At 39.2% G+C, this 17640-nt stretch carries 16 protein-coding genes and 11 tRNA genes; 25 read left to right on the top strand and 2 right to left on the bottom strand.

The window, feature by feature from the left end; genetic code table 11:
- Positions 1–33: 33 nt before the first annotated feature.
- The 6 genes from ABC371_RS03975 to ABC371_RS03950 all read left to right on the top strand — a co-directional run bounded on the left by ABC371_RS03975 (position 34) and on the right by ABC371_RS03950 (position 7451).
- Complete coding sequence (locus ABC371_RS03975; protein WP_412895665.1) at positions 34–1119, top strand: D-alanine--D-alanine ligase; 1086 nt, start codon at positions 34–36, stop codon at positions 1117–1119.
- Between the two features lie 61 nt (positions 1120–1180).
- Positions 1181–2554, top strand: coding sequence for a UDP-N-acetylmuramoyl-tripeptide--D-alanyl-D-alanine ligase (locus tag ABC371_RS03970; RefSeq protein WP_412895664.1), 1374 nt, complete (start codon positions 1181–1183; stop codon positions 2552–2554).
- Between the two features lie 256 nt (positions 2555–2810).
- Positions 2811–3518 (top strand): alpha/beta hydrolase, encoded by a 708-nt coding sequence (locus ABC371_RS03965; RefSeq protein ID WP_412895663.1) that lies wholly within the window; start codon positions 2811–2813, stop codon positions 3516–3518.
- Positions 3519–3901: 383 nt separating this feature from the next.
- On the top strand, positions 3902–5398 hold the full coding sequence (gene cshA / locus ABC371_RS03960) for a degradosome RNA helicase CshA (protein WP_488192740.1): 1497 nt from the start codon (positions 3902–3904) through the stop codon (positions 5396–5398).
- A gap of 123 nt (positions 5399–5521) precedes the next feature.
- On the top strand, positions 5522–6001 hold the full coding sequence (locus ABC371_RS03955; RefSeq protein ID WP_412899271.1) for a PH domain-containing protein: 480 nt from the start codon (positions 5522–5524) through the stop codon (positions 5999–6001).
- Positions 5991–7451 (top strand): PH domain-containing protein, encoded by a 1461-nt coding sequence (locus tag ABC371_RS03950; protein ID WP_412895661.1) that lies wholly within the window; start codon positions 5991–5993, stop codon positions 7449–7451. The genes ABC371_RS03955 and ABC371_RS03950 overlap by 11 nt, the downstream gene beginning before the upstream one ends.
- Before the next feature lie 37 nt (positions 7452–7488).
- On the opposite strand, the gene ABC371_RS03945 is transcribed toward ABC371_RS03950, so the two are convergent.
- A complete protein-coding gene (locus tag ABC371_RS03945) occupies positions 7489–8208 on the bottom strand; it encodes a rhomboid family intramembrane serine protease (RefSeq protein ID WP_412895660.1) in 720 nt (239 codons plus the stop codon).
- Between the two features lie 104 nt (positions 8209–8312).
- Here ABC371_RS03945 and acpS point away from each other — a divergent pair, with 104 nt between their 5' ends.
- From acpS to ABC371_RS03910, 7 genes are all read left to right on the top strand, one after another.
- The gene (acpS, locus tag ABC371_RS03940; protein ID WP_412895659.1) at positions 8313–8672 is read left to right on the top strand and encodes a holo-ACP synthase; all 360 of its coding nucleotides are present in this window, start codon (positions 8313–8315) and stop codon (positions 8670–8672) included.
- Positions 8673–8925: 253 nt separating this feature from the next.
- Positions 8926–9942 (top strand): LolA family protein, encoded by a 1017-nt coding sequence (locus ABC371_RS03935; protein WP_412895658.1) that lies wholly within the window; start codon positions 8926–8928, stop codon positions 9940–9942.
- A gap of 298 nt (positions 9943–10240) precedes the next feature.
- Complete coding sequence (alr, locus tag ABC371_RS03930; RefSeq protein ID WP_412895657.1) at positions 10241–11404, top strand: alanine racemase; 1164 nt, start codon at positions 10241–10243, stop codon at positions 11402–11404.
- A gap of 224 nt (positions 11405–11628) precedes the next feature.
- Positions 11629–11910, top strand: a complete 282-nt coding sequence (locus ABC371_RS03925; protein WP_010284645.1) for a CopG family ribbon-helix-helix protein — start codon at positions 11629–11631, stop codon at positions 11908–11910.
- A gap of 4 nt (positions 11911–11914) precedes the next feature.
- Positions 11915–12265, top strand: coding sequence for a type II toxin-antitoxin system endoribonuclease NdoA (ndoA, locus tag ABC371_RS03920; RefSeq protein WP_010284636.1), 351 nt, complete (start codon positions 11915–11917; stop codon positions 12263–12265).
- 205 nt (positions 12266–12470) lie between these two features.
- Positions 12471–13226: an RNA polymerase sigma factor SigB gene (gene sigB, locus ABC371_RS03915; protein WP_412895656.1), complete on the top strand. Its 756-nt coding sequence runs from the start codon at positions 12471–12473 to the stop codon at positions 13224–13226.
- A gap of 76 nt (positions 13227–13302) precedes the next feature.
- On the top strand, positions 13303–15453 hold the full coding sequence (locus ABC371_RS03910) for a Tex family protein (RefSeq protein WP_412899270.1): 2151 nt from the start codon (positions 13303–13305) through the stop codon (positions 15451–15453).
- 17 nt (positions 15454–15470) lie between these two features.
- On the opposite strand, the gene cmpA is transcribed toward ABC371_RS03910, so the two are convergent.
- Positions 15471–15584 carry a cortex morphogenetic protein CmpA gene (gene cmpA / locus ABC371_RS03905; RefSeq protein ID WP_116354596.1) on the bottom strand — a complete coding sequence of 38 codons (114 nt, stop codon included), beginning with the start codon at positions 15582–15584 and terminating at the stop codon, positions 15471–15473.
- A 151-nt stretch (positions 15585–15735) separates the two neighbouring features.
- On the opposite strand from cmpA, the gene ABC371_RS03900 reads away from it, so the two are divergent.
- From ABC371_RS03900 to ABC371_RS03845, 12 genes are all read left to right on the top strand, one after another.
- Entirely contained in the window at positions 15736–16197 is a 462-nt protein-coding gene (locus tag ABC371_RS03900; protein WP_412895655.1) for a SprT family protein, read from the top strand.
- 130 nt (positions 16198–16327) lie between these two features.
- Positions 16328–16402 (top strand) — tRNA-Asn (locus ABC371_RS03895).
- Between the two features lie 2 nt (positions 16403–16404).
- Positions 16405–16495 (top strand) — tRNA-Ser (locus tag ABC371_RS03890).
- 9 nt (positions 16496–16504) lie between these two features.
- Positions 16505–16576, top strand: a tRNA-Glu gene (locus tag ABC371_RS03885).
- Positions 16577–16633: 57 nt separating this feature from the next.
- A tRNA-Val gene (locus ABC371_RS03880) sits at positions 16634–16709 on the top strand.
- A gap of 166 nt (positions 16710–16875) precedes the next feature.
- Positions 16876–16950 (top strand) — tRNA-Gln (locus tag ABC371_RS03875).
- A gap of 9 nt (positions 16951–16959) precedes the next feature.
- Positions 16960–17035 (top strand) — tRNA-Lys (locus tag ABC371_RS03870).
- A 14-nt stretch (positions 17036–17049) separates the two neighbouring features.
- Positions 17050–17130: transfer RNA gene (locus ABC371_RS03865), tRNA-Leu, on the top strand.
- Positions 17131–17147: 17 nt separating this feature from the next.
- Positions 17148–17234, top strand: a tRNA-Leu gene (locus tag ABC371_RS03860).
- A gap of 86 nt (positions 17235–17320) precedes the next feature.
- Positions 17321–17397: transfer RNA gene (locus ABC371_RS03855), tRNA-Arg, on the top strand.
- 8 nt (positions 17398–17405) lie between these two features.
- Positions 17406–17482, top strand: a tRNA-Pro gene (locus ABC371_RS03850).
- Between the two features lie 17 nt (positions 17483–17499).
- Positions 17500–17573: transfer RNA gene (locus ABC371_RS03845), tRNA-Gly, on the top strand.
- Positions 17574–17640 lie beyond the last annotated feature (67 nt).

The raw sequence follows: 17640 nt of genomic DNA, 5'->3' as shown, positions 1-17640 counted from the left end.
TAAAGGGTATATTGATTTTTTAGGAGGAAGCTTATGAAAGTCAAACTAGGCTTGCTATACGGAGGGAAATCAGCTGAGCATAAGGTTTCCTTGCAAACCGCATTAGCTGTAATCAAAGCGTTAGATCACTCAAAATATGATATTCATCCCATTTATATAACGGAAGAAGGCGAATGGATTCGCGGAGGCCAATTAACTGGTCCTGTCGATGACGTAAAGAAATTAGTTCTAAAAGAAGCCGGAACTCCAATTTCACCTGTTTCTTTAAATGCTGAGCTTTTCCCAGCGCAGAAATCAAATCAAGATGAAACCATTGATGTGGTGTTTCCATTATTACATGGACCAAACGGTGAGGATGGAACCGTTCAAGGACTGCTTGAGCTAGTAAACATTCCGTATGTTGGTAACGGTGTACTTGCTTCGTCTGCAGGTATGGATAAAGTTATTATGAAAAACATCTTTGGCCAAGCCGGGCTGCTTCAAGCAAAATATGTTTCCTATATTCGAAGTGAATGGAAGCAAAAGCCGGAAGAAGCTTATGCGAAGGTTGAAGAAGAAATAGGATATCCGTGCTTTGTAAAGCCTGCAAACCTTGGTTCAAGCGTCGGCATTAGCAAAGCGACAAACCGTGAAAGTCTTGAAAAAGCGTTCGAGGAAGCATTTGTGTTTGACCGAAAAATCATCATTGAAGAGGCGATTATAGGTCGTGAAATCGAAATAGGCGTCCTTGGAAATGACGATCCAAGCTGTTCGGTTGTTGGTGAAATCGTACCGAAGAAGGATTTTTATGACTACAAAGCGAAATATGAAGATGGCGATACAGCACTTATTATTCCAGCCGATATTACAGATGAGGAATATGAAGCCGTTAAAACAGAAGCGATTAAGGCATTCAAAGCCCTCGATTGCTCAGGATTAGTAAGAGCAGATTTCTTCTTAACGAAAGAAGGAAAAGTCATCATTAATGAGGTTAACACAATGCCTGGATTTACACCATTTAGTATGTTCCCTTTACTATGGCAAGAGGCTGGAGTTAGCTATCCAGAGCTTATTGAAAAATTAGTAGAACTTGCAATCGAGCGTCACACTGAAAAACAGACGATCAAATACACGATTTAAACAACTAGAAACACTATTCTTCCTTCTGAATAGTGTTTCTTTCTGAAAAGGGGAGATCCTCGTGATAAAAAAGACTTTAGCCCAAATTGAACAGATGGCAAAAGGTGAAAAGCTTGACCCACAACACCAGAATGTCGTGATAGAAGGTGTATCCATTGATACAAGAACCATCGCACCAGGTAATCTATACATACCCATCATCGGTGAAACTTTTAATGGTCATCAATTTGTGAATGCAGCCATTGAAAATGGGGCAGCAGCTGTGCTATGGGGGAGTGATCAGCCAAATCCGCCACAGCAAATCCCGGTTATCTTTGTAGAGGACACGTTAGTAGCTCTTCAAACGCTCGCAAAAAGCTACCGTGATGAGCTTACAATGCAAGTCGTTGGGATTACAGGGAGTAATGGGAAAACAACTACAAAAGACATGGTTACAGCGGTATTATCAACTTCCATGCGTGTTCAAAAAACAGAAGGTAATCTTAACAACCAAATTGGTTTACCTTTAACGATTTTACGACTTAAAGAAGATACAGAGGTTGCGGTGCTTGAAATGGGGATGAGTGCTTTCGGTGAAATTGAATTCCTTACCCGGTTAGCACGTCCTGATGTGGCAGTGATTACGAATATTGGCGAATCACATATGATGGAACTAGGATCCCGTGAAGGAATCGCCAAGGCTAAGCTTGAAATCGTTGAAGGATTATCAAAAAAAGGCTTGCTCATTTACCATGGGGACGAACCTCTTTTAAAAGAGCGAGTTAAATCAATGGATATTGTGACAAGAACCTTTGGTGAGTCGCAGCAAAATGATCTATATCCACTTGAAATCAAGCAGGAAAACGAGGGAACCTATTTTTCAATTAATGAACAGGAGAAGAAGGAGTTTTACGTGCCAGTCCTCGGAAAGCATAATGTGAACAATGCGATGGCAGCGATTGCTGTGGCACGTCATTTCGGTCTATCCTGGGATAAAATCGAAAGTGGACTAAAACAAATCAAAATTACGAATATGAGACTTGAATTAATTGAAGGTATTAACGGAACGAAATTAATCAATGATGCCTATAATGCAAGCCCGTTATCGATGAAGGCAGCGATTAGCTTAGTCCATGATTTACAAACAACAGGTAAAAAAATCGTTGTGTTAGGTGATATGCTAGAGCTAGGAGACAACGAAATTGAATACCACGAAGAAGTGGGTCGATTCATTCAACGTGACAAGGTTGACTATGTATTTACTTATGGCAGGTTAGGTGAGCATATTGCTAGTGGTGCAAAGGAGCAGTTTCCACAAGACCGAGTATTTGCGTATCAAGATAAAGGCCAACTCATTGAAGCCTTGCGTAAACAATTATCAGAAGGGGACATTGTTTTGGTCAAAGGTTCAAGGGGGATGAAGCTTGAAGAAGTCATCCTTGCCTTCAAGAAGTAAAAAAAGCTCGGTGCTAGTTACCGAGCTTTTTTCTAGTTAATAAATGGAAGTATAATTAAAATAGTAAGTAAGATTCCTAAGGAGTATGAGAATAGTTCTTTCATAAAGTCAGATTTTTCATTGAATAGCTTGTCCATTTTAAAACCTCCTTAAATGCTTCTTACTTAATTAGTACGTTTGAAAACAGAAAATGTTACAAAAATATTACAATTATTTCAAAAATATTTTAATTTGTATTGAAAGGTGGTCTTATTTCATGATTGGATGTTTGTTCATACATGGTTTTACAGGGGCTCCATATGAAATTGAGCCCCTTGCAAAGTATATCCGCGATTCAACCGATTGGGTCGTCCGTACGCCAACCTTACCCGGACATGGCGAGACCTTAGATTTAAAAGGAACCCATTACTCCGAATGGGTTGAACATGCTGAAAATGAGCTTATCGATCTTCTTCGAACATGTGACAAAGTTTTTATCATTGGCTTTTCTATGGGGGGACTTATAGCTGGGTATTTAGCAACACGCTATCCAATTCAAAAGCTCGTTTTACTAAGTGCGGCAGCTTACTATATCAATCCAAAGCAGCTAGTCGCAGATATTAAAATCATGCTTCGCGATGGATTGAACAAAACTCTTCATAAAAATGAACTTTATTTGCGCTATAAAAAGAAAATTGTGGATACACCTTTATCTGCAACCATTGAATTTCGAAAGCTAGTACGAAAAATAAGGCCAGAACTTCACCATATCAAAGTTCCGACTTTAATTGTCCAAGGAGAATGCGATGGGATTGTGCCGGTAAAAAGTGCGAATTACCTCCATCAAGTCATCTCATCAACTGAAAAAAGGCTCCTTTTTTTGCCATGTGCAAAGCACCATGTTTGTTATGGTGAGGACCAGGAAAGACTATTTGAAGAGGTGGATACTTTCTTACATGAATCAACAAAAGAATATATATACTAATCATTGGAAGTTTCACTTTATTGCATTTCTAATGGGGTAGTGGTAAGATTACAACTACAGTGTTAAAAAGGGCATTGCTCGTATACCCATTAGTGGAGCCCTTTTATTAACTTTTTGGACGTGAACCCTAAGGGCATTACTTCCGTTACAATCACGGAGAATGTCCTTTTTTTAAGCAGAATTCGATTCTGGTCTATTATAAATACTAGGCAGATGCCTACCTACAGTTGCATATATCATCATGTGTAGGTTTTGCGATCATAATACAATCTTCATTTGTATCCAGCTTAAACGAGGCGAAAGCCCAGTGTCTATACAGATTTCCCGTCTAAAAGTCAATTTTGTCATTGTACAAATAGATTAGCAAAAGGAGTATGAAAAAATTGGCAGCATTTAACGAACTAGGGATTAGTCAGGATTTAATGAAATCGATTAGTAAAATGGGGTTTGAAGAAGCAACTCCCATTCAATCACAAACGATTCCATTAGCATTAGAAGGGCATGATGTAATTGGTCAAGCTCAAACAGGAACAGGAAAAACAGCCGCATTTGGTATTCCTCTTATTGAAAATGTCGATGTGAAAGACGACAATATTCAAGGAATTGTCATTGCACCAACTCGTGAGCTTGCAATCCAAGTTTCAGAAGAACTTCACAAAATCGGTCACTTTAACCGCGTCCGTATTTTACCAATCTACGGTGGACAGGATATCACTCGCCAAATCCGTTCACTAAAAAAACACCCACATATCATTGTTGGTACGCCAGGTCGTGTAATTGACCACATTAACCGCAAAACTCTTAAGCTTCAAAATGTTAAAACAGTGGTACTTGATGAAGCGGATGAAATGTTAAACATGGGCTTTATTGAAGATATTGAGGCAATCTTAAAAGGCGTTCCCGACGAACGACAAACATTGCTTTTCTCTGCAACAATGCCTGGTCCGATCCAACGCATTGCTGAGCGTTTCATGAAAGAACCGAAAGTTGTAAAAGTAAAAACAAAAGAAATGACTGTACCAAATATTCAACAGTACTACTTAGAAGTACAAGAAAAGAAAAAGTTTGATGTGTTAACTCGTCTTTTAGATATTCAATCACCAGAATTGGCGATTATCTTTGGTCGTACTAAGCGTCGTGTTGATGAACTTTCAGAAGCATTAACTTTAAGAGGCTATGCTGCAGAAGGAATTCATGGTGACCTAAGTCAGGCAAAACGAATATCTGTCTTACGTAAATTTAAAGAAGGATCTATCGAAGTATTAGTAGCGACAGACGTAGCAGCACGTGGTCTGGACATTTCCGGTGTTACACATGTGTACAACTTTGATATTCCTCAGGACCCAGAAAGCTATGTTCACCGTATTGGACGTACAGGTCGTGCAGGTAAAACAGGTATGGCTATGACTTTCGTTACACCACGTGAAATTGGTCAACTTAAAAATGTTGAAAATACAACAAAACGTAAAATGGACAAAATGAAGCCACCAACATTAGATGAGGCTTTAGAAGGTCAGCAAAAAATCACGATGGAAAAAATCGTGTCTATGATTGAGTCTAATAATTTATCGTATTATACTCGTATCGCTGAAGAGCTTTTAGAGGAGCATGATTCAGTTTCTGTTGTTGCAGCTGCGATTAAGTTAATGACAAAAGAGCCAGACGCAACACCAGTTAGACTCACTGAAGAAGCACCTGTTCGTGTGAAACGAGACAATCGAGATAACAACAACCGTGGTGGACGTGACCGCGGACGATATAAAGGTGGAAATCGTGATCGTGGACGTGGAAATGGTGGACGTCAAGGCTCAGGCGGAAACCGTTATTCTTCAAGTGGCGGTAATAACCGACGCGGCAACTTCCGTAAAAACGATAATTAATAGCAAAAACAGTGCACATTTGGTATGTGCGCTGTTTTTTTATGTGTAATTATTCGACAATATCATTTATACTGAAAAGGTTGATATGAAAAATATTCCAACGGGAGAAAGGTTGGTTGGATGATGAGAGATATCCCCAAAAATCGGATAAGTGAACGTGCCTTAACTGTATGGAAAACATCTGCAATTATTACTTCTGTGATTGGTTGGATTGCAACAATTGCGGTTTTAGTCCTTACCATTATTTTCGATTGGACGTTTTGGATTTTTGCAATCTTACTGATTCTATCATTTCTCGAATCAATTTTAACCATTTTTATCTTACCAAAGCTCAAATGGAAGCGATGGAGATATGAGGTACACGAACATGAAATTGACCTTCAACGTGGAGTGTTAATTGTCAAAAGAACGATTATCCCGATGAACCGTGTCCAACACGTAGATACACAACAGGGGCCATTGCTTCGCAAACATCATTTGGCAACCGTTACGATTTCAACTGCTGCAACCGTTCATGAAATACCTGCGCTTGATTTAGAAGAAGCGGACCAATTACGTGATTCCATCTCAAGATTAGCGAGGGTGGACGAAGATGATATTTGAACCACGCCGAATGCACCCGGTTGCGGGCTTTTTAACCTTTTTAAAGCAACTAAAAGAATTGATTCTTCCGCTGATTTTTCTTTTTTTTGTCGGACCTGGGGATGATTTTGAAAAGTATTATTTATTAGGTGCGTGTGTTGTCATTTTTTTAATGTTAGTATTCGGAATTTTTCACTGGTATCGGTACACGTACAGGGTTGAAAATGGGGAATTGCGAATTGAATATGGTGTGTTTATCCGTAAAAAACGGTTTATCCCAATAGAGCGAATTCAAACAATCGATGTTTCTGCAGGTATCATTCAACGGATGTTTGGATTGGTGAAACTACAGGTGGAAACAGCGGGTGGTGGTATGCAGGCTGAAGCCGTTTTAACCGCCATTAAAGAAGATGAGGCTAATCAATTACGTGAAATCTTGTCTCGCTCAAAAAATCATCAGGAAGAAGAAATCGAAACGCAGCATACGAGGGTTACCTATCAAATTACACCAAAAGAGTTACTTGTTCTAGCATCCACGTCAGGTGGAATAGGAATTGTGATTTCAGGTGTCCTGGCATTCCTGAGCCAGTTTGCTGAATACTTACCATTTGAAAAATTATATAATACGATCGAAAAATATGTGAGTCTATCCATATTAATTTATATCATTGTCTTAATTGCATTGTTCTTGTTTATCGCATGGTTTGTCGGCATTTTAATCATGACATTGCGCTATGCCAATTTTACAGCTGTAAAACGGGAAGATGAACTGTTCATTACAAGAGGATTGATTGAAAAAAAGCAGACGACTATTCCGTTAACTCGAATTCAAGCTATACGCATTGGTGAGAATTTAATTAGACAGCCATTTGGATATGCAACGGTCTATATTGAAAGCGCGGGTGGCTCGCTTGATAAGGGAGAAGACTTTTCAACAGTGCTTTTTCCTTTAGTCAAAAAGTCAGCCATTAATGATTTATTACAGCATTTTGTCCCGGATTATCAGATGCAAGAAGTTGAAAACTTTGTACCACCGAAGGCAAAGTGGAGATATATGTTTAGGGGAATGCTCTTTTTTATCCTATTCGTTCCAGCAATTGTTACTCTGTCCTATGTCTTCAGTGCATGGGGATACCTAGGTCTACTCCTTTTACCAATAGGGGCAATCTTAGGCTATAGTCGCTATAAAGTAGCGGGCTGGAGTATCGTTGATGATCAGTTAACCCTCCAATTTCGCTTTTTTAGTAAAATTACTGTTCTTCATCATAAAAAGCGAATTCAGTCGATGGACAAGAAACAATCGTTTTTACAAAGGAAAAAAGAACTTGGTTCAGTTCGAACCTTTATTAAATCGGCAGTGACAGGCAAGGGATTTGAGGTTAAGGATTTGAATGAACCAGATTGTTGGGCTATTTGGGATTGGTACACAAAACGCAACAAAATCATAAAAGAAGATATAACGGTAGAATAAAAAGAGGAGCTAAAGTCACTTTAGCTCCTTGTTACTATTAAAGGAAAATCCCAAGAATCACTAAGATAATAATAATCAGCCATAATAAATGTTTTATGGAAAATTGTTTAGGAATCCTCATGCGTGGTCGATATGAGGTATCACCTGCCATAATAATCTGGGGCTGGCCGGAGGTTTTCGGTAAAACAAGTGGTGCAACGATTGCCCCAGCTATAAAACCAAAGATATGGGCGATAATATTCACATTTGAATTAATAAAAGTCATGACGAGACCAATCACTAAAATGGTGATGATTAGCTGTGAGTTCATTTGATTGATTAAGTCTTTGCGGAACACAACCATATATAAGTAAATTCCAAACAACCCGAAAATGGCACCCGATGAACCGACATGGGCAAATTCCAATGGCTCAATGTAGAATGTTGCTAGATTGGCGAGAACCCCAGTTAAAAGATAGGCAATGACAAATTTGACTTTACCCAACATATTTTCTAATGCAGGGCCAAACAAGACCAGTGAGAACGAATTGAATAACATATGTCCAAACCCACTATGTACAAAAATCGGCGTAACAAGTCTCCAGTACTCTCCTTCGGAAATCAAGAAGTTAAACCCAATCATATGCTGCAAAAGTGTCGTCCCAAATGGAAGGGACAAAAAGATGAGTAGCCAAAGAAGGATATGAATCGCGATTATTATTGATATAATAGGATATAATCGTAAAAATTGACGAAAGCTTTCAGTCCGTATAAACATTTTAATTCTCCTTTTAGTAGTTCTTTTTATCGTACTATATTCTGTAAAGAGTTTGTACCATCTTATGATTGAAAGTTTTTATATAGAAGAGAGGATTTTATGAAATGATCATTGGTACAGGTATCGATATTGTCGAGCTTGAACGTATTAAAAAGATTTTACATAGACAAAAAAAGTTTGTAGATCGTATTTTAACCGATGGGGAAAAAGAAAAATTTTTTCGTTTATCTGAGTCCCGTCAAATTGAGTTTCTTGCTGGACGTTTCGCGGTCAAGGAGGCCTATTCAAAGGCAGTTGGGACGGGGATTGGTGAGAATGTAAGCTTCTTAGACATCGAGGTTTTATCAGATGCGAATGGTAAGCCAGTCCTTACGAAGCCATTGAACCATAAGGCTCATTTATCCATTACTCACAGTAAAGAGTATGCGGTTGCACAAGTAATTTTAGAAAGCTTGTCAAGCTAGTCTGCATATTACACAACTTTGTCTCATATATTTTTATTGCGGTAGATGAGACAAGGTATACGAGTATGGTGAACAGTGTGATTTTTTCTTAGGTTTACACGTAATAGTACGTAAACTAGAAATGGAGTTTAGAAAAACTCACTTAAAAATTTTGGGGGTCCTAATAAGCACGGAAATGATTCCTTACTGTTCATCTAGTAGTAGACTTTGTCTCAACCAATAGTCGATAAGAGGCAAAGGGGTTGAAGAAGAAATGAAGAAAAAAGTATTTTTGTTGTTATTAGGGCTACTCATTGCCCTTGTACTCGCGGCATGTGGGGAAAAATCACAGGAAGATGTGGTTAGCGCACTAGATGAAAAGGTGCAAAAGATGACTGGTTATAAAGCAGATGCAAAGATGACGCTTCAAACTGGCAATAATCCACAGGTGTACGAAGTGGAAATTTGGCACAAGGATCCAACTTTCTATCGTGTAAACTTAAAAAATGCAGAAAAAGATCAAAGTCAAATGATTTTACGTAATGAAGAGGGTGTGTTCGTATTAACACCTGCTCTTAATAAGAGCTTCCGCTTCCAAAGTGAATGGCCAGAAAACAGCAGCCAGGCCTATTTATTTGAGTCTTTGGTGCATGATGTGAAGGAAGATCCTGAGGCGAAATTCACGGCTACAAAGGATCATTATGTTTTCGAAACAAAAACAAACTATAAAAATAATAATATGCTACCAAAGCAAGAAATTACCTTCAGCAAGAAGGACTTAAAACCTGTATCTGTTAAGGTGATGGATCCGGATCGTAAAGTCCTACTACTTGTAGAATTTACAAAAGTAGAATTTGATGCAAGCTTTGATAAATCAGCATTTGATGTAGATAAGAATATGTCTTCTGCTACTTTAGATGAAATTCCAGTTATGGGCGAAGTTAATAAACAGCCACTTGAAGTTCTTTATCCATCAGAGGACGCACTTGCTGGTGTGGAATTAAAAGAAGAAAAGAAAATGGAAACTGAAAATGGTACACGAGTAATCATGACATTCGGTGGAGAGAAAACCTTCACATTGATACAAGAAAGAGCACGTGTTGCAGAAGTTGCTACTACGATTTCGTTAAGTGGTGAACCTGTTGACCTTGGATTCACAGTGGGTACACTTTCAGATAAATCTATTTCCTGGACATACAACGGTGCCGAATTCATGATTGCCTCTGATGATTTAACTCAAGAAGAGTTAATCTCCGTCGCACGTACAGTACAAAGCAAGTCAGTAAAATAAATATTTGATCACAGGTCCGAATGATCGGGCCTGTTTTTAATTTTAAAATCTCGACAAGCTGATGGTACAGTTGGGAAGGTGCTAATTTTTAAATAATAATTTTTAGACCCCTTTGACCACCCAAAGGGGTCTTTGTCATGCTTTCGAAATTTCTCTTTCATATTTTACTTATTCCATCATATGTTAAGATGGGTATATCAAAAGGGTATAACAAAAAACACCATTGACATGGACAAAATGAGGTTTAAAATCGAACTTATATATCGTAATAGCAATTAATCTAAGAAGGTGTTTACTCATGGATTCTACCCATTTTTATCGCGATACCTGGGTTGAAGTTGATTTAGACTGCATTTTTGAAAATGTAAAAAACATGAAAAGTTTTTTATCAGAACAAGTGGACATTATGGCAGTCGTTAAGGCAAATGCATATGGTCACGGAGATGCTGAGGTTGCAAAAACGGCACTTGAAGCGGGTGCAACCTATCTTGCGGTAGCTTTTATCGACGAAGGTATCTCCTTACGTCATAGAGGAATTGATGCACCCATACTTGTTCTCGGAGCATCACGTCCAACTGACGCCATGATTGCTGCACAACATAATATAGCACTCACTATCTATAGTCAAGAATGTCTAGAACATATAATTGAAAACTATCATGGCAGTACTCCACTTAACCTGCACTTGAAACTTGATACAGGAATGGGGCGTCTTGGAGTAAGAAAAAAAGACGAACTAGAAACAATCTTAGCGACAATTGAGCAACATCCTCAAGTTCAACTTGAAGGCGTTTTTACTCATTTCGCAACAGCAGACGAAATAGATACCTCCTATTTTGACCAGCAGTATCAGAATTTCCTTAAAATGCTTGATTGGATTCCAAACAAACCGAAAATGATCCATTGCGGAAACAGTGCAACTGGTTATCGTTTTCCAGAAAGGGTATTTAATACAGTAAGGCTTGGCATAGGAATGTATGGATTGACACCATCTCTAGAAATAAAAGACCAGCTTCCATATGAGCTTCAACAAGCTATCTCTTTTCACAGTAAGCTTGTCCATGTAAAACAACTTGCAAAAGGGGAAAAAGTTAGTTACGGTGCTACATTCACAGCTGATGAAGATATGTGGGTTGGAACCGTTCCAGTCGGCTATGCGGATGGGTGGATCCGAAAGCTACAAAATACGCATGTCTTAGTTGACGGTGAACTCTGTCAAATCATCGGTCGCGTCTGTATGGACCAATTTATGGTCCGTCTTCCAAAGAAACTTCCGGTTGGGACAAAAGTAACCTTAATCGGAAGACAAAATGACAAGTTCATTAGTGTTGACGATGTAGCAAATGCCCTAGAAACAATTAACTACGAGGTCACTTGTTCTATAAGTTTTCGGGTTCCGCGTATTTTTTTAAGAAATAAGAGAATAATTGAAGTGAGAAATCCGTTATTAAGACATTACTAGTAGAAAAAAGTAATACATTAGTTGTAGAAATGGGGTACATTCTTTTTTTATGCGTGTAGTCGAATGTAGATAATGGAAACGTTGTAAAAGATGTGCATAAAAACCAATTCTAAATGTCGATAATAAATAAGAATTGTTGGATTAAGCTTTGCATCTAATCGTAATAATGGTATTATTAAGATTGGAGTAGAATAATGGTGGCAAGTTGGTGGAGGTGTATGTTTGTGTCTGAATCCAGCGCAACAACAGAAATTCTAGTACGATTACCACAAAACTTAATTAGTGAGTTGGATGGCCTAGTGAAACAAGAGAACGGTAACCGAAATGAACTGATTTATCAGGCTACAAAAATGTATTTACGTGAGAGAAAGAAACGCCAGATTACAGAATCAATGAGACGCGGTTACATGGAAATGGCGAAAATTAATCTTACTATTGCATCGGAGGCTTTTTTGGCTGAATCTGAGGCTGACCACACCGTAGAACGCTTAGTTAGCGGGGGGTAATCATTTGATTGTAAAACGTGGCGACGTTTATTTTGCAGACCTCTCCCCAGTTGTTGGCTCAGAGCAAGGAGGCGTTCGTCCTGTTCTTGTCATCCAAAACGATATCGGGAATCGGTTTAGTCCCACAGTCATTGTCGCAGCGATAACTGCCCAAATTCAAAAAGCAAAGCTTCCAACACATGTTGAAATTGATGCGGAGCGCTATGGATTTGAGCGCGATTCAGTTATTCTGTTAGAACAAATTCGTACAATCGATAAGCAGCGTCTAACCGATAAGATTACACATCTCGATGAAGAGATGATGGACAGAGTGGATGATGCCTTACAAATTAGTTTAGGACTCATCGATTTTTAATTCATTTTTTTATATGATACGTTTATGAGAAGTTACCCCGTGGTAGCTTCTTTTATTTTGCTTTATGCTATATTACAAAAATATTTTACTTATGTAACAAATCTTAGAATGTGGAGGGAATCACATCATTTTTATCGAAATACATAATAGGGGATGATCCCAAACAACCTTTCATGACAAATAAAAAAGAGAGCGGTGGAAAAAAATGAGAAAGCAATCTACAAGTCCGAAACGTGAGGAAGTAGAAAAGCTGATACAGAACTTCCAAAAAACAGGCTCAAAACAATCAGAAAGGGAAATCGTTGAAAAATACGAAAAAGTGATCCATTCTATAGCCTGGAAATATTCAAAGGGCCAATCGTTTCACGAGGACATCGTTCAAGTAGGCAGAATGGGACTTTTAGGTGCGATAAGAAGGTATGACCAAACAATCGGAAAAAGCTTTCACAGTTTCGCGATCCCAACCATTGTTGGTGAAATCAAACACTATTTACGCGATAAAACCTGGAGTGTTCATTTGCCAAGAAGGGCAAAAGAACTCGGAATTAAGATTATAAAGGCTGAAGAGGAGCTTACAAAGCACTTACAAAGGAAGCCAGAAATACATGAAATCGCAAATCATCTACATGTTGATGAAAAGGAAGTTCTGGAAGCATTAGAGTTAAGACAAGCCTATCGTACACAGCCAATCGATACGCCAACTGATCCGGATTCAGAAGGAAAAACCATTTTAGAAACAGTAGGTAAAAAGGATAAAGGCTACGAACAGGTGTTGAAAAAATTAGATGTAAAGAAAGCCCTCCGTGTTCTGTCCACACGAGAAAAAAGGATTCTATATTATACGTATATAAAAGAGAAAAGTCAGCGAGATATAGGAAAAATCGTGGGTGTTTCCCAAATGCATGTTTCTCGCATTCAGCGAAGTGCCATTAAAAAGCTTCGTCAAGCCGTACTTGGATGAGGTAATTTTGGTAAAATAGAGGTAGAAGTGAAAGTAGGAGGAAACAGTTTTGAGTCAGACATTGCAAACAAATGACATGATGGTAAAAACCATCGCCAAAGAGATTGGAATCACAACTAAGCAAGTGCATAGTGTAATCAACCTCTTAGATGAAGGGAATACTGTACCTTTTATCGCGCGTTACCGAAAAGAACTAACTGGGTCTTTAGACGAAGTACAAATTAAAGATGTTCAAGAAAAATGGACCTATTTGCAAAACCTCGAATCTCGAAAAGAAGAAGTGATTCGCCTCATTTCTGAACAAGGGAAGCTTACCGATGAACTTCAATCGGAAATCTTGAAGTCCACAAAGCTTCAACAGGTCGAGGACTTATACAGACCCTATAAACAAAAGCGCCGTACAAAAGCGACTGTCGCAAAAGAAAAAGGACTTGAGCCATTAGCAGAATGGTTATATACCTTCCCGATGAATGTGGATGTTGAACAATATGCAACCCAATTCATTTCAGAGGAAAAAGAAGTCCTAAGCACTGAAGATGCGATTAGTGGTGCGAAGGATATTATTGCAGAATGGATTTCCGATGACGCCGCTTTTCGTCAATGGATTCGCAATGAAACCTTCAAACAAGGAACCATTGAAACAGCGGTGAAAGACCAAGAAAAAGACGAAAAAAATGTTTATGAAATGTACTATGAGTACAAGGAGCCGATTCACAAGGTCGTTCCACACCGTGTCCTAGCGATGAACCGTGGAGAAAAAGAGGAAATCTTACGTGTAACAATTGAACCGCCTCTCGACCGAATTGTAACCTTTTTAAATCGAAAGATCGTAAAAACGGAAAATTCTCCGGCGACTCAATATATTGTTGAAACAATCGAGGATAGTTACAAACGTCTTATTCAGCCGTCGATTGAAAGGGAAATTCGAAAAGAGCTAACAGAGAAAGCGGAAGATCGAGCGATTCATATTTTTTCAGAAAACCTTCGAAATTTACTTTTACAACCACCACTTAAAGGGAAGATTGTTCTTGGAGTGGACCCTGCCTACCGTACGGGATGTAAGCTTGCGGTAGTCGATGAAACCGGAAAGGTTCTTAATATAGGTGTAATTTATCCGCATCCACCAGTGAATAAAAGGGATGAAGCTATTAAGAAAATAAAATCCGTTTTACAAGACTTTAAGGTAGAAATGGTGGCTATCGGTAATGGTACGGCTTCAAGAGAAACGGAAAGCTTTGTTGCGGATGTTCTAAAAGAAGTGAATCAAGAAATCTTTTATATCATCGTAAATGAAGCGGGAGCGAGTGTGTATTCTGCATCTGAGATTGCACGTGAAGAATTCCCTGATTTACATGTTGAAGAAAGAAGCGCTGTATCGATTGCAAGAAGACTTCAGGACCCATTAGCTGAACTTGTGAAAATCGATCCGAAGTCAGTAGGCGTCGGGCAATACCAACATGACGTCTCCCAGAAAAAGCTAAATGAACAGCTAACATTTGTTGTTGAAACAGTTGTTAACAAGGTTGGTGTAAATGTTAATACAGCATCTCCATCCTTGCTTCAATATGTAGCAGGTCTCTCAAAAGCGGTTGCTAACAATATCGTTAAAAAGCGTGAGGAGCAAGGTAAATTTAAGAATAGAAGTGAATTAAAGGGTATTCCACGTCTAGGTGCAAAAACCTATGAGCAATGTATTGGATTCCTCCGTATTATCGATGGAAACGAGCCATTAGATCGCACAGGGATACACCCAGAGAACTATAAAGAGGTTAAAAAACTACTTGGGAAATTCGGTCTAACAAGCAATGACTTAGGAACGGAAAAATTAAAAGAAGCCATTTCGTCCATTGTCCCAGAAGAAATAGCTGCAGAATTAGGAATCGGTGAAATTACCATTCACGACATTACTGAAGCTTTAGTCAGCCCAGAACGCGACCCTCGTGATGAGTTGTCAAAGCCATTACTAAAAAAAGACATCCTTAAGCTTGAAGACCTTGCAAAAGGAATGGAGCTCGAAGGTACTGTCCGTAATGTTGTAGATTTTGGAGCTTTTGTAGATATCGGGGTTAAGCAGGATGGCTTAGTTCATATCTCTAAACTAAGTAAAAACTTCGTAAAACACCCACTTGACGTTGTTTCAGTTGGCGACGTTGTAACCGTCTGGATTGACGATGTCGATGTGAAAAAGGGCAGAGTCGCATTAACAATGCTGCCGCCACAAAGCTAAGAACGAAAACACTGCTTTTAAGAGCAGTGTTTTTTTCTATAAAAATACCAGCATTGATTCAACACTTTAATTTGGTATCGATTTTTTTCGTAAAAGGCACGTTTTATTTGATTCTGAAACCAAGTAGGCATAGCCTAGACCTCCTCGTAAATAACTTTTATCCTCAATAATACAAAAAGAATGATACTATAGTGATACAGTTGCCAAATTAAACGTTTGAGTATATATAGTGTATGCACACACAGTACGTCCTGTTCGAAAAGGATGGAGAGGAAGAAGAAAATGGAACAGTTTGAGTTGCAAAAAATTGTGGAAGAAATTTCCCTTGAGTTCTTTGGAAAACCATTCCTTCATAAAGCCATATTCAACAATCGTTTGCAAACAACTGGCGGAAGGTATTTATTGAAATCCCACAATATCGAATTAAATCCTAAATACTATCAAGAGCGCGGAATCGATGAGTTGGTGGGAATCATTAAACACGAACTTTGTCATTACCATTTACATCTTGAAGGCAAGGGATACCAGCACCGCGATCGTGACTTTCGAAATCTCTTAAAAGCAGTCGATGCACCAAGATTTTGTAAACCATTAGAATCCGTAAAAAAAAGAAAAACTTCAAAACAATATTTGTATACCTGTAACAGCTGTGGGTTAGGATATGTAAGAAAACGAAGAATCGATACAAGTCGATATGTTTGTGGAAAATGTGCAGGGAAATTAATTGAAGCAAAAAAATATTGACTCGTGTTTATTCCTGTGATAAATTATATAAGTCGCCGCAAAAACGGACAGGCAAACAATATAGATAAATAATAGATGCTCTTGACAACAAGCAGGTCTGTTTTTATAATAAATAATGTCGCTACATTATTCCGCAGTAGCTCAGTGGTAGAGCTATCGGCTGTTAACCGATCGGTCGTAGGTTCGAATCCTACCTGCGGAGCCAATGGAGAAGTACTCAAGTGGCTGAAGAGGCGCCCCTGCTAAGGGTGTAGGTCGCGTAAGCGGCGCGAGGGTTCAAATCCCTCCTTCTCCGCCAGTTTAAAATGGCCCGTTGGTCAAGCGGTTAAGACACCGCCCTTTCACGGCGGTAACACGGGTTCGAATCCCGTACGGGTCATACAATCATGGGATGTAGGATTCAAAATTCCTACCTCCCATTTCTATCTCTATAAATGGAGGATTAGCTCAGCTGGGAGAGCACCTGCCTTACAAGCAGGGGGTCGGCGGTTCGATCCCGTCATCCTCCACCATGAAAACTGTATAAACTTGCAACTGCTTTATTATATAAGATTTCAAAGGATAGCTGGGGATGTCGACGATATTCCGCAAAATTTCCTGCTGAAATTTTTCAGAATATCCTCTTGCGGAGAAGCTCATGTAGCATATTCGATGAAGATATTCGTGAAGTTAACTCAATGGGCTATAGCCAAGCGGTAAGGCAACGGACTTTGACTCCGTCATTCGTAGGTTCGAATCCTGCTAGCCCAGCCATTTTCTTACGAGCCATTAGCTCAGTCGGTAGAGCATCTGACTTTTAATCAGAGGGTCGAAGGTTCGAGTCCTTCATGGCTCACCATTTTAATTGTATATGCGGGTGTGGCGGAATTGGCAGACGCGCTAGACTTAGGATCTAGTGTCTTTGACGTGGGGGTTCGAGTCCCTTCACCCGCACTGTACTTGATTTATTAGCGGTCGTGGCGGAATGGCAGACGCGCTAGGTTGAGGGCCTAGTGGGAGTTGATCCCGTGGAAGTTCGAGTCTTCTCGACCGCACCAAAAAACTTTTTTAAAAAAGTACTTGCAATTAAGTTTGTGAGGTGCTATTATAGAAAAGTCGCTGATTTCCAATCACGTTTTAATATGCGCCCGTAGCTCAATTGGATAGAGCGTCTGACTACGGATCAGAAGGCTATGGGTTCGACTCCTTTCGGGCGCGCCATATTATATCGGGAAGTAGCTCAGCTTGGTAGAGCACTTGGTTTGGGACCAAGGGGTCGCAGGTTCGAATCCTGTCTTCCCGACCAGACGAAATTTAATATTTGCGGGTGTAGTTTAATGGTAAAACCTCAGCCTTCCAAGCTGATGTCGTGAGTTCGATTCTCATCACCCGCTCCAAATTAGTTCTTTGAAAACTAAACATAATACAAGCGTCAACGTTAATTCTAAGTAACAAAACTTATTG

The organism is Bacillus jepli, from assembly GCF_047238305.1.
Classification (GTDB): Bacteria; Bacillota; Bacilli; order Bacillales; family Bacillaceae_L; genus Ferdinandcohnia.
Note: the sequence above shows the minus strand (reverse complement) of the source record. Positions and strands in the feature narration are given on the sequence as shown.

Excerpts from the sequence above, each read along its gene's own strand:
- ABC371_RS03975 (WP_412895665.1), top strand. The coding sequence starts at position 34 with ATGAAAGTCAAACTAGGCTTGCTATACGGAGGGAAATCAGCTGAGCAT.
- ABC371_RS03965 (WP_412895663.1), top strand. The coding sequence starts at position 2,811 with ATGATTGGATGTTTGTTCATACATGGTTTTACAGGGGCTCCATATGAA.
- ABC371_RS03955 (WP_412899271.1), top strand. The coding sequence starts at position 5,522 with ATGAGAGATATCCCCAAAAATCGGATAAGTGAACGTGCCTTAACTGTA.
- ABC371_RS03950 (WP_412895661.1), top strand. The coding sequence starts at position 5,991 with ATGATATTTGAACCACGCCGAATGCACCCGGTTGCGGGCTTTTTAACC.
- ABC371_RS03945 (WP_412895660.1), bottom strand. The coding sequence starts at position 8,208 with ATGTTTATACGGACTGAAAGCTTTCGTCAATTTTTACGATTATATCCT.
- acpS (WP_412895659.1), top strand. The coding sequence starts at position 8,313 with ATGATCATTGGTACAGGTATCGATATTGTCGAGCTTGAACGTATTAAA.
- ABC371_RS03935 (WP_412895658.1), top strand. The coding sequence starts at position 8,926 with ATGAAGAAAAAAGTATTTTTGTTGTTATTAGGGCTACTCATTGCCCTT.
- alr (WP_412895657.1), top strand. The coding sequence starts at position 10,241 with ATGGATTCTACCCATTTTTATCGCGATACCTGGGTTGAAGTTGATTTA.
- sigB (WP_412895656.1), top strand. The coding sequence starts at position 12,471 with ATGAGAAAGCAATCTACAAGTCCGAAACGTGAGGAAGTAGAAAAGCTG.
- ABC371_RS03910 (WP_412899270.1), top strand. The coding sequence starts at position 13,303 with ATGATGGTAAAAACCATCGCCAAAGAGATTGGAATCACAACTAAGCAA.
- cmpA (WP_116354596.1), bottom strand. The coding sequence starts at position 15,584 with ATGCCTACTTGGTTTCAGAATCAAATAAAACGTGCCTTTTACGAAAAA.
- ABC371_RS03900 (WP_412895655.1), top strand. The coding sequence starts at position 15,736 with ATGGAACAGTTTGAGTTGCAAAAAATTGTGGAAGAAATTTCCCTTGAG.